Origin of the sequence: Tamlana sedimenti (assembly GCF_038148895.1) — a bacterium.
GTDB lineage: Bacteria > Bacteroidota > Bacteroidia > Flavobacteriales > Flavobacteriaceae > Tamlana.
Window position 1 is genome coordinate 424,851 of the sequence record NZ_JBBVGQ010000004.1, and the last position, 12,776, is coordinate 437,626.

At 37.6% G+C, this 12,776-nt stretch carries 11 protein-coding genes; 5 read left to right on the forward strand and 6 right to left on the reverse strand.

The window, feature by feature from the left end; genetic code table 11:
• Positions 1–19: 19 nt before the first annotated feature.
• The 4 genes from WJN01_RS12255 (at position 20) to WJN01_RS12270 (ending at position 3,830) form a co-directional block, all read left to right on the forward strand.
• The gene (locus WJN01_RS12255; protein WP_445197444.1) at positions 20–322 is read left to right on the forward strand and encodes a DUF6787 family protein; all 303 of its coding nucleotides are present in this window, start codon (positions 20–22) and stop codon (positions 320–322) included.
• Positions 323–655, forward strand: a complete 333-nt coding sequence (locus WJN01_RS12260; RefSeq protein WP_445197445.1) for a hypothetical protein — start codon at positions 323–325, stop codon at positions 653–655.
• Positions 656–709: 54 nt separating this feature from the next.
• Positions 710–2,947: a TonB-dependent receptor gene (locus WJN01_RS12265; protein WP_445197446.1), complete on the forward strand. Its 2,238-nt coding sequence runs from the start codon at positions 710–712 to the stop codon at positions 2,945–2,947.
• Between the two features lie 262 nt (positions 2,948–3,209).
• On the forward strand, positions 3,210–3,830 hold the full coding sequence (locus WJN01_RS12270) for a hypothetical protein (protein ID WP_445197447.1): 621 nt from the start codon (positions 3,210–3,212) through the stop codon (positions 3,828–3,830).
• Positions 3,831–3,854: 24 nt separating this feature from the next.
• On the opposite strand, the gene guaB is transcribed toward WJN01_RS12270, so the two are convergent.
• The 6 genes from guaB to WJN01_RS12300 form a co-directional block, all read right to left on the reverse strand.
• Positions 3,855–5,327, reverse strand: a complete 1,473-nt coding sequence (guaB, locus tag WJN01_RS12275; RefSeq protein ID WP_445197448.1) for an IMP dehydrogenase — start codon at positions 5,325–5,327, stop codon at positions 3,855–3,857.
• 74 nt (positions 5,328–5,401) lie between these two features.
• Positions 5,402–8,161, reverse strand: coding sequence for an outer membrane beta-barrel protein (locus WJN01_RS12280; protein WP_445197449.1), 2,760 nt, complete (start codon positions 8,159–8,161; stop codon positions 5,402–5,404).
• A gap of 78 nt (positions 8,162–8,239) precedes the next feature.
• Positions 8,240–8,728: an Aq_1264-related membrane protein gene (locus WJN01_RS12285; RefSeq protein WP_445197450.1), complete on the reverse strand. Its 489-nt coding sequence runs from the start codon at positions 8,726–8,728 to the stop codon at positions 8,240–8,242.
• Positions 8,729–9,256 (reverse strand): FMN-binding protein, encoded by a 528-nt coding sequence (locus WJN01_RS12290; RefSeq protein WP_445197451.1) that lies wholly within the window; start codon positions 9,254–9,256, stop codon positions 8,729–8,731.
• A 116-nt stretch (positions 9,257–9,372) separates the two neighbouring features.
• On the reverse strand, positions 9,373–10,551 hold the full coding sequence (locus WJN01_RS12295) for a putative porin (protein ID WP_445197452.1): 1,179 nt from the start codon (positions 10,549–10,551) through the stop codon (positions 9,373–9,375).
• A gap of 212 nt (positions 10,552–10,763) precedes the next feature.
• Positions 10,764–11,627: a hydroxymethylglutaryl-CoA lyase gene (locus WJN01_RS12300; RefSeq protein ID WP_445197453.1), complete on the reverse strand. Its 864-nt coding sequence runs from the start codon at positions 11,625–11,627 to the stop codon at positions 10,764–10,766.
• A gap of 133 nt (positions 11,628–11,760) precedes the next feature.
• On the opposite strand from WJN01_RS12300, the gene WJN01_RS12305 reads away from it, so the two are divergent.
• Positions 11,761–12,702, forward strand: coding sequence for a T9SS type A sorting domain-containing protein (locus WJN01_RS12305; RefSeq protein ID WP_445197454.1), 942 nt, complete (start codon positions 11,761–11,763; stop codon positions 12,700–12,702).
• Positions 12,703–12,776 lie beyond the last annotated feature (74 nt).

Here is a 12,776-nt window from a genome sequence, read left to right on the forward strand (position 1 = left end):
TTGCATCAAATTGCAAATTTTGGAAAAATTAAAAACGCGTTGGGGCATTGAAAGTAATTGGCAAGTGGCACTTATATTCATTGTCTTTGCCATTACAGGCTCTACAGCATCTTACATCGGAAAACCCATTTTAAGCTTTCTGCATATTGATACTGAAAGTTTTGGCACATTTGGCTATTGGACGATTAGAATCATACTTCTTTTTATTGTTTACCAGTTTATGCTCGTGTTTTTTGGGTGGCTATTTGGTCAATATAAGTTCTTTTGGAATTTTGAAAAAAAGATGCTCCGCAGAATTGGTTTTAAACGTTTTGTAGATTAGTTGAACGACCTAAAAAAACATATCGTTTTTAGAGTTTTTACACTGCTTTTAGTGGCAGCTTTATTATTGCCGGCCTCAATAAAAATGGTGCACATTTTTCAGCATCATAATCATGAAGTTTGTAATGGCGATAGTACCACCCATCTACATAAAGTGGATTTAGATTGTGATTTTCAAAAGTTCCAAATCTATAATTACTTTACGTTTTCAGATTTACATTTTCAACTGTTTTCACCCACCGAAACCTCAGAAAAACAGGTATCATTTTATCAGTTTTTAAGTAAATACCAACGTTTACACTTTTCGCTTCGGGGGCCTCCCGTTTTAATTTAATAAGCAATCAAGCTATATCAGCTTCACATATTATTAAATTAAATACATTTTTAAATGAAATCATTTTTAAGCGCATTGCTGTTATTGGTAATCGCGAATCTATACAGTCAAAATAGTATTCAGGGCATCGTGACGGATGCCGAAACAAATGAACCATTGGAGTTCGCCAACATTTATATTTCCGACCTTGAAAAAGGAACGGTTACAAATGCCAAAGGAGCATTTTATATTGAAAACATTGCCCCAGGGAACCATAACATTGTGGTTTCTATTATGGGCTATGAAACCAAATCCTTTAAAATTACGGTACCAACAACCCAACAAATGTCCATTGCCTTAGAACCGTCGGCCATTGAAATGGAAAGCATTATCATTTCAACACCATTCCACAAATTACAGAGCGAGAATGTGATGAAAGTAGAGCAAAAATCGGTTGACGATTTAAAGGCCAACGGAGCTGTTACCCTTTCGGACGGTATTACCAATATTGCAGGGGTGGAAAGTGTTTCCACGGGTTTGGGCATTGGCAAACCTGTTATTCGTGGACTCAGTTCTAACCGTGTTTTAGTTTATACACAGGGCGTTCGCCTAGAAAACCAACAATTTGGTGACGAACATGGATTAGGCTTAAATTCCGCTGGTGTTGAGAGTGTTGAAGTCATAAAAGGTCCCGCCTCTTTGCTTTACGGTAGCGACGCTCTTGGTGGAGTACTTTATTTAAATCCTGAGCGATTTGCACAAAATAATACTTCGTCAGGCGATATTAGTGGCAACTATTTTAGCAATACCCATGGTTTTAGTTCTAACGCAGGGTACAAAGCTTCTGAAGACAATTTTAAATTCCTGTTCCGTGGAAGTATTACCGAACACGCCGACTACAATACAAAACCTTACAGGGTGACCAACACGCGCTTTAAGGAAGAAGATTTTAAAGCCGGAATAGGCTATCAAAACAATAGTTTTAAAACAGAATTCCGTTACAACCTCAACCACTCAAAATTGGGCATTCCAGAAGAAATAGGTGAACAATCGTTGAGCAAAACACCCCTTCTGCCCTTTCAGGATATTACCAACCACGTGTTCAGTTCAAAATCCACTTGGTTTTTAAACAAGTCCAAGTTGGATATCAATCTGGGTTACATTTACAACGACAGAAAGGAATTTGAGGAACACCATCATGAAGAGGACGGCCTGATTGAACATCATGACGAAGAGCACGAAGAGGAAGAACACGAAGACGAACCTTTGGAAGCTGCCCTTCACATGAAATTAAAAACCGCCAATTACGACGTAAAATACCACTTAACCGAATTGGGAAAATTTGAAACCATTGTAGGCGTTCAGGGCATGCACCAAGTAAATGGCAATTACGGCGAGGAGCAATTGATTCCTGATGCCACCACAAACGACATTGGTCTATTGGCAACCTCGCACATCCATTTTGAAAAGGTTGATGTACAATTGGGCGCACGTTTTGATAATCGAGCGATTTTGGTTTTACATGGTATGGAGAGAAACTTCAACAGTTTTAACGGCGCTTTTGGTGTAAAAACAGATATGGCAAAAAACCTGACCTTAAGAATCAATCTGGCAACGGGCTTTCGGGCACCCAATCTATCGGAACTCACTTCCGATGGAACGCACGAAGGTACCAACCGTTACGAAATTGGTAATGCTGAGCTTAAAAGCGAACAAAACTTTCAAACCGATGTGGCTTTAGAACTCAAAAACGAGCATATCGAATTGTTTGCCAACGGCTTTTACAATACCATAAACAACTACATTTTTCTGTCGCCAAACGGTGATTTTGTAAACGAAGACCCCGTATTTTTATATGTACAGGACGATGCCCATCTGTATGGGGGTGAAATTGGTTTCCATTTGCACCCACACCCGTTGGATTGGTTGCATTTTGAAAGCAGTTTTGAAACCGTTACCGGAATGCAACAAAACGATACCTATTTGCCTTTAATCCCTGCCAATAGTTTAAGCAATGTGGTACGCATGGAATTTGAAAAACCATGGGTTAAAAAAGGTTATGCCTTTGTAAAATTGCGTAGTACTTTTAAACAAACCAAGGTAAGCACATTTGAAACGGCCACAGATGGCTATAATTTGTTAAGCGCTGGATTAGGCGGTAGCTTTACATTGTTTAACAAAGAACTTTCTGTTGCCATTTCAGGAAACAATTTAACCGATAAAACCTATATAAACCACCTATCTCGATTAAAGCCCGACGGCATTTTTAATATGGGTAGAAACTTTATGTTTGGGGTAAATTATAAGTTGTAAAGTTATATTTAAAATGAGGGTGTCTAAAAAATAACGTCATTGCGAGGAGCAGAGCGAGGAAGCAATCTTTTAAATTTAAACTCCTATTTAACAGATTACTTCACCACGCCAAAAAGCGTGATTTGTAATGACGGAATATTAAAATCATTTAAACACCCTCATTTTTTCTTTGAAAGAAAAAACTTGACTTTGTAAAAATTTTCAGCTAAATTCGTTTATCTCTATTGAACATTTCTTCGATATTAAAACTGCATAAATTAACATGAAATACACCATTCTTATATTATTGATTTGTTCAAAACTAACTGCACAATCAATTACAAAATATTTCGATTTAAATGGTAAAGAAATAACTTCAGAAAAATTCAACGAAAACCGAGTTACAAAAAAAACAGTTTATGGTTATCACATTACTGATACGATTTCGGAATATAGAATTGTCAATCGCTCAGAACTGGGAAAATTAGACAAACAAACTTTTGACACATTAAAGTCAATGACAAAACCGTCCGAGCAAAAAGAATTTTGGATATATATTTTTTATCCAGGGGTTGACCGTTGTAATAAAATCGGAAGGAAATCTACTTGGAATATTTTCCAAGATGATTTTGAACTGGAATTGAATAAAATTGGGACTTACGAAATCCAATGGTTAGCAAAAACTCAGGATAATAATTTAAGAGATTACACGAATAGCAAGACCAGCTGGAAAATCGATCCTGCACATTTTTTTGAAAGCACATTCTTCAATTTACACTACCCATGTTTTAGCTCAGTTATAGTAGATAAAGAAGGCAACTATGTCATCAACAAAGCTGAGTTTGGAAAAAACCAAGTTTGGGATGCCGTAAAAAAACTTAAGAAGTTAAAAAGGAACAATTAACTCTACTTAATAAATTTTAAAAAACTACCTCGAATAATTAGGGGACTCGTTGGTAATGGCAACATCGTGTGGGTGGCTTTCGTTAATACCGCTAGCCGTAATTTTCACAAATTGCCCAGTTTCCTTTAAGGTTTCAATGTCTTTGGCGCCACAATAGCCCATACCGGCACGTAAACCGCCAATAAATTGGTGTATGCTTTCGTATAGTTCACCTTTATAAGGCACGCGACCCACAATACCTTCAGGCACCAGTTTTTTAATATCGTCTTCCACATCTTGGAAATAGCGGTCTTTACTGCCTTCTTTCATGGCCTCAACAGAGCCCATACCGCGATAAGATTTGAATTTTCTGCCTTCGTAAATAATGGTTTCCCCTGGAGATTCTTTGGTTCCTGCCAATAATGAGCCTAACATAACCGTATCGGCACCAGCAGCAATAGCTTTAGGGATATCACCCGTATAACGGATACCGCCATCGGCAATTACCGGAACACCCGAACCTTTTATGGCTGCTGAAACTTCCAATACCGCGGAAAACTGAGGAAAACCTACACCCGCAACCACACGCGTAGTACAAATAGAACCTGGACCTATACCTACTTTTACGGCATCGGCACCAGCTTCAACCAAATATTTGGCGGCTGCCCCAGTAGCAATATTACCAACAATAACATCCAACTCCGGGAATTTGGCTTTTACTTCTTTTAAAACGCTTACCACACCTTTGGTATGCCCATGTGCGGTATCAATAACCACGGCATCAACACCTGCATTTACCAATGCTTCAGCACGCACAACGGCATCGGCAGTTACGCCCAACGCAGCCGCAACACGTAAACGTCCGTATTTATCTTTATTGGCATTTGGTTTTTGGGTAACCTTGGTAATATCTCTAAACGTAATTAATCCTGATAATTTATAATCTTCATCAACAATCAATAACTTTTCAATTTTATTTTCTTGTAGGATGATTTCGGCATCACGTAACGAGGTTCCTATAGGTGCCGTAACCAGGTTTTCACCTGTCATCACCTCAACAATTGGTTTTTTGTTATCGTGCTCAAAACGTAAATCGCGGTTGGTAACAATACCTTTTAATGTTCCGTTGTTATCCACAATAGGAATTCCCCCAATACTGTGTTCTGCCATAGACGCTTTCGCATCACGAACGGTTGCCTTCATCGGCAAAGTAACTGGGTCGATGATCATACCACTTTCAGCACGTTTTACACGTCTTACCTTTAGTGCCTGCTGTTCAATGGTCATGTTTTTGTGCAACACCCCAATACCACCTTCTTGCGCCATCGCAATGGCCATTCTACTTTCGGTAACCGTATCCATAGCTGCTGAAATAATCGGTACATTAATGGTAATATTTCGCGTTAATTTGGATTGGATATTGACTTCGCGCGGGAGAACTTCAGAAAATGCTGGAACTAAAAGAACGTCGTCATAAGTTAAACCTTCGCCGACAATTTTGTTTTGATGTGCAGTCATGATGCAATTACGATTATAATTGCGTGCAAATATACAATATTATATCAATTTAATGGCTAATTTTTCATCTTCATCTAACGAGGTCTGCCACGGAAACCTCCACGGCCTCCTCCTCTAAAGTCCCTGCGCCCATCCATCATATTTTGGCCTGCAAATTTGCCAAATTTGTATACAAAAGTGACCATAAAATATTGCTCTAAAATCATGTTTTCCACATCACGAATGGAAGTTTCGGTTACCGAACGATTAAAGCCATTGTTTTTGCCAAGAATATCATACCCCACCAAAGTTAGCGTTGCTTTCTTTTCAAACATGGTCATGCCCAAACCAGCGTTCCAAAATATGGCGGCTCCATCAAAATCGTCGCCCACCCTACTGTTATAGCGATAGGATAATTTATTGGTGAAAAAGGCATCCTTTAGGAAAAATACCGAGGATTCAAGTCTTAAATTTTGAACAAAAAAGTCGTTATCATTAAAGGCATCTGTATTATACGTGGTATTTGTTAAACCGTAACTGTACGATGAACTAATCTCTATTTTTTTGTCATATGAATAGCTAAACGACAATGAAGGCCTTAGTGTATTGGTTTTTGCCGTAAACTTTATGGCATTTTGAATAGATCTGATATTTCTATAATCACCATTCATCCTTAAGCTAATGTTGTAATTGGTTTTCTTGTTTAAAAACGATTTTGAAATCCCTGCATTACCCGAAAAAGTATAATCACCATTAATATTCTCAAAAGTAGTATAGCGGATTAAATCGGTGTCTGTAATGGTGGAATTGATGATTTTGTCGTTGACAAAAGTAGCTTCTGCGCCAGCACTTAAACTTATTTTGTTAGCGGCCAGATTATTTTGGTAACCAAAATCAATATTATGGCTCACACCAGGTTTTAAGTCTGGATTTCCTGTAACTATATTGGTAATATTGCTAACATTGGCGATAGGCTGCAATTGGTTGACGTTGGGCAAATCAACATTTTGTCTGTAGTCCAAAGAAATATTTTTATAGCCTTTTTCGTCGCGATAGCGGATTCTACCATTGTAGGTTAAATATTGAAAATCGTTTTTAAAATTTCGGGCTTCAATAATGTTATCGGTATATTTTCTGAATGTATTGGTATGAGTGGCACCAATTTCAAAACGAAAATCATTATGGTCGTAGCGCAATCTCAGAGACGGACTTACTGTAGTAGAAACGTATCGGCTATCAATACTTATTTGGTCATTAAAGCTATCATATTCCTGGGTGTCTTCATTGAAATCGTAAATACTTTTTTCATCAACTTGCGTATTCACCGTGGCATTATAGCCAGGAATTATTCTAAAATCCGGCAATATTTCTTTGCTCCATCGACCATAAAAACCAATTCGTGAGCCCGAATTATTGGTGGTTGAAACCTGATCTTGAATGATGTCTTCGGCACTGCTTTCCAATTCATTTCTGGAATAGTTAGAGCCCTCACTATCTTGCTTATCAAAATTGGTATTAAATCCTATGACCAAAAAATCGCGTCGTCCACCTAACCGCGAAGCCACATTAAAATCGTTATTAATGGAATAATTGGAGCTTGAAGAACTATTAGTTGAAAAATACTTGCTTACCAAATCACCGTTTTCATATTCTGAAATCCTATCGGTAGTAGAAAATGCATCATTATTGGACGCATTAAATCTGGTATTATTGGATACCCGAACTTGTTTTCTAGAGGCTTCATTTTTTGGTTTAATGAGAAACCTCAGCTCTGAGCCTGCATTATGGCTATCGGAGTCGTTGTAGCTGCTACTATTGGAATTGGTGATATAGTTGAAATCGGGTAAAAAGTTTTCTGAATAGCTTTTCTGTGCCCTATCCGTATTTTGAGCACTGTAACGGTAATCAGCATTTATACGGGTTTCATTCCATTTTCCTTTGGCAAAATTGGCACCTATAAAATCAGATTCAATATAGCCCGTACTGGAAGTTGCATCGGGCAACGAATTAAAACCGCGGGTCATATTGATGTTGTTTGTTCCCATAATAACGCCTAACTGTTTGCCCTCAATGAGCTGAAATAAATTGGCGTTGGCCTGATATTTTTCATCGGTACCGTAACCCACATTAACATCACCAAAATAAGCCCTATTTTTACCCTTCTTAATTTTTAAGTTGATTTCCTTGGTGCCAGAATCTGATTCTTCACCAGTAAACTTTTGGGTGTCGGTTTTATAATCTGTTACTTGAACTTTGCTAACGGCATTACTCGGAATGTTCTTTAGTGCCACATCGCCTCTTCTGTCTCCAAAAAACTCCATACCGTCAACGTTTATTGCTTCAACCTCAATACCATTGTACGTTATGCCGCCATCCATGTCTATTTCAACGCCAGGCAATTTTCTTAGTAAATCTTCAACCATATCATTGGGCATGGTTTTAAAACTATCGGCATTATATTCTATCGTATCCTTTTTAATGACCACCGGAGGTGCTTTACCAACTACTGAAATTTCATTTAATTCCTCAACCTGATTTTCCAAAGTAATCACACCCAAATTTAATTGGTCGCCATTGGGCACATCAATCTCTTTTGTATAAGGCTTATAGCCTAAATAAGCAATGTTGAAAATGGCTTTTTTATCCTCCTCTGCATTGACTTGAAGTGAAAACTCACCCTTTTTATTGGTGATGCCGTAAGACATCGGCACACTATCTGAAATACTTTGGAGGTAAACTGTAGCACCTTCCAAAGACGTGGAATCTTGGTCTTTAACAATGCCATCCAAAGAAAATTTTTGGGCAAATAAAGTTGAAGAAATCAATAAAAACGAAATGTACAGTAACTTTTTCAAGAGTGGCTATTTGGTTAATCTGTACTATAGACTAAATCAAATACCAATAGTTTAATAACAAACTGTTAAAATGGAGAATTATTTCTTTTGGAGCAGTTGCCAAAGGATGACGACCACGGCAAGTGAAAATGTAAGTGTCATCAAAACCCCGGAAAGCATAACAATATACTTCATCCAAAGCATGCCTTTCCAGAGCAAATATAGCCCGCCAAAAGTGAAGACTACTGAGAAAAATGGTTCTACAATTAAAAATAACTTAAACTTTTTTGGAAGCTTTGTTAAGGAAACAATCAAACCCAACAAGAAGAAAATTATGGACATGGACAGCATGTGATTATGCACCAAAGTGAGCATTTCTTGGTCGCTCTTTTTAAAGCGCATGACTTCAGCTTGCTCATCATCTTCATTTCCCAAATACTGTTCTTCAATGCCATTTGGGTTTGCGGATGATGTTTCTTCTACAAATAATAACCCGGTGAAAAATCCAAGGCTCAATACAATAATAAATGCACCGATCAATAATTTAATCTCTTTTGGAAGCGTAAATATCAATCCGTTTAGTTGCATTTACAGAGCGTTTTTATTTTGAAGGATTTTTAAAGAGGCCATTAGATCGTTCATGGCATTGGTCATAGAACGTACCGAAATGGTGGCACCGGAAATAGCCATAATGTTATCGCCATATTTAAGCTCGTCGCCACCGGTTTTACCTTCAAATTGCCTGAGCCATCTGGAACTTCCAATTTCACCTCCATACTCTTCACGGTATACCAAAACTTTAGATTTCAATACAATCAGTTCCTTGTCGAGCAATACTAAATAATCAAATTGGGCCGTTTTACTTGGTGCTTGCGACAAATAAGCATAACCCAAAACGGTGTTATTGGCTTCAATCTTGAAGAAATTATCCTTTTCAAACTTTGAAGGTAATTCCTTAGCAATTTCTGGGTTGATGGCAACCTCGGTAAAATCAAAAGCTTCAACACCAAAAACTTTGGTGATTTCCTTATCTACTTTTTTCTGAATGTTCTGTGGCAAGCCAAAAGACAACATCAGAAATGTTGCAAAAAGTGTTAAAACCGCTTTTATTTTCATGCTACAAATGTATTGCTTTTAGTTGTTATTTCAAGAAAAATGACCAAAGGCGAATCGACAAAAATAATTTTGATGATTTGCCTTTGGTTAAGTAGGTTCGGGCTGCCTAAATTATCTTAGAACCAAACACCAATACCAAAATTAAGCCTGTTGGACACATCGGGTTCAGACAAAGCATTATCCCTAAACTGATAATCGCCTTTAAGGACAACACCCGGGGCAATATGGTAACTCAATCCGGTTGTTATATCATTTCGGTTATAGGCATCGTTTTGCGGCAAACCGCCTTCTGTCTTGGCGTGCGTATCATATTGCTCATACCTTACAAAAGCAAATAAACGTTGTTGGTTATCTTGAGGAAGCAAATTATACGCACCTTCTAAATACCAACCTTGTAGGGCGCTACCCAAATCTCTACCTGTTGCCGCATTGTATTCTGCAGTATCACTTAAACTAGCATAAACGAATTGCCCACGTGCTGTAAACCGTTGATAAGCATAACGGGCATCGAGTCCTAACATTGAAATGCCAATATTTGCACCGTCTATTTCCTCAATATCGTCAGCTGCTTGGGTTTTTCCAAAATATCCTGCAAGGCCCAAACGAAGTCCTGGTATTCCGTAATAATCAAATTTAGCTGATAGTGTTGGGCTATCAATGGTAGATTGAATGGCCTTTTGGCGACCACCGCGCAGCCCGTTGGAACCTCCAAGAAAACCACTGATACCTCCCTGGCCATCAGCCTCTGTAGATTTAAATCCATTAAAAATATAGGCCTGATACCCAAGAGATAATTCATTGAAGCGCCCTGTAACACCAACACCTATTTCGCGCCATGTTGTTGGGATAATGGCGGCATCAACTGCTGGTCGTTCAACACCATTAAATGTAGTAGGTTCATGAAACTCATTTATAATCCCCATAGGCACCAACATTAAACCACCGCGCAAACTTACGTTAGGTGCCACGGCATAATTAACAAAAGCCTGCTCTACAAAAATTTCTACTGTATGCTCAAGTTCCAACTCTGTTACAAATTGAGTTCTATCATCAAACTTATAGCCAAAAAGCAATACCAAACGTTGTATATCCAATTCTCCATTCATCCCTTCCGGTTGATTGTACGTTGTTTCTCCATATGCTCCAACAGTTACGGCCTTACCATAATTACCTGATAATAGGCGTTGCGCCGCATTAAGTTGTTTTTGGGGATCGAAAGTAATTGAATCCTGCAGGGTTTGGGCATTTAAAAATGACACCATTAAAATTGAAAAAATTAAGGTTATTTTTCTCATGGCTGATTTGTTATTTTTATTTAGATTGGTTATAAATAGATTTTTTTATAGGGGCAAAAATAACACCTATTTAAACTTTCACAAAGTTTATTTAGATTAATTTTAAATAATTTTAAATTAAAAATTCATACATCTAAATATCAAGTCTTTAGGGTTTAAATTTTAACATTTAAATTCTTTAGAAATTAAAACTAAAAGATGAATTTGAATTGTTAATGATAAAAATTGAAGATTTTTGAAGCTTCGTTGTGGGCACTTTCAAAACTAAGAGCATTTAAGCTATTCTTGCTTTTTGACGTGAAATATGAAAGCAGTTTTTCAGTTGGCATATTGCCCGTAAGTTCGTCTTTAGCCATTGGGCAACCTCCAAAACCTTGAATGGCCCCATCAAATCTATTGCATCCTGCCTTGTATGCCGAGTCAACCTTTTCAAACCAAGTTGAAGGGGTTGTGTGCAAATGGGCCCCGAATTCTATTTTGGGATAAAGGGGAATTAAATTTGAAAACAGATAATCAATACTCTCGGGGCTTGAAGTGCCTACCGTATCGCTTAACGATAAAATATTTACGCCCATATTAGCAAGTTTCTCCGTCCACTCACCAACGATATCTACATTCCAAGGGTCGCCGTAAGGATTACCAAATCCCATAGAAATATAAACTACCACTTCTTTATTGGTTTTATTGGCTACGTCTAGAATTTCGGAAAGTATATCCACCGATTGCGCGATGGTTTTATGGGTGTTTCGCATTTGAAAATTCTCTGAAATTGAAAACGGATAGCCCAAAAAATCAATTTCAGGGTGCTTACTGGCATCATCCGCTCCTCTTGTATTGGCAATAATAGCCAATAGTTTACTAGTTGTTTTGGACAAATCTAGCTGTGCCAAGACTTCAGCCGTATCAACCATTTGCGGAATGGCCTTTGGAGAAACAAAACTGCCAAAATCAATGGTATCAAACCCAACCCTCAACAACGACTGGATATACTGCACCTTCTTTGCCGTTGGAATAAATTCCTTGATGCCTTGCATGGCATCTCTGGGGCATTCAATTATTTTTACAGCTTTGGACATTCATTTACTTCAAAAAGTGTGATAAAAATAGTATTAATTTGACAAAGCATATCAAAACTTAGCATGTTTTATCTATAGTTTTGTAAGTCAGATTAAAAGGCCTCGACTATTTAAGGAATAAAAAATATGCTATATGAAAAACACTGCGTTATTGCTCTCCTTATTATTACTACTTTCAATGTTTTCATCTGCCCAAAGTGTCGCCTTTTATGACATAACTTTTGAAAGTGTTTGGGAATCTGTGGCAGATAACACAACAGACGGTATCAGCACAATAGATTTACCCCCCAACGCCCATTGGTCGCCATTGGTCGTTGTAACGCATAAAACGGTACACACGTTTTTGATGATGGGCGCACTAGCTTCACCAGGTATAGAATCGATTGCTGAAACTGGTGCCACAAACACTTTTGAAAATGAAGTTGCATCAAATTCCGATGCCAATCAAGTTATTGTTGGAAGCGGGTTAAATTCAGCTAAAGGAACAATAACAATTAATAATCTTGAAGTGAACGAAGAATTTCCATTGATAAGCTTAGCTTCCATGATAGCTCCAAGTCCAGATTGGTTTATTGCCATAAATGGCGAAAATCTTAGATCTGGAAATTTAGGAATGAATAATGGCTGGAAAGCCACCTTCTCTTTAGATTTATATCCTTACGATGCTGGAACCGAGGATGGCGATATGTATTCCTTGACCAATCCTGAGACAAATCCTGTTGGGTTTATTTCAACCCTATCCAACATTTCACCTTTTAATGATAGAAAAATTGGCACGATAACGTTTACTTATAAATCTTCCACTTTAGGTGTTGAAAACGAATTTTCCCTTAAAAATTTGACCATTCATCCAAACCCTACCAAAGATTTTATAACCATTTCGAATATTCAGAACACTCAATTAAATTCCGTAAAAATCTATAACGTTTTGGGTAGATTGGTTACCACAAAACAAGTGGCGTCAAATCTTCTTGAACTAAAAATAGACTTAACCCATTTGAGTAAAGGCATTTACCTTTTGACTTTAACGGATGTAAATGGGGCTACGGCAAGCGAAAAAATTGTATTAAAATAGATTTTTTCAAGTATATTAAGCAATTTCGAGCTTTAGAACATTCTCCTTTTATCATCAAAATGTTAAATAATCGA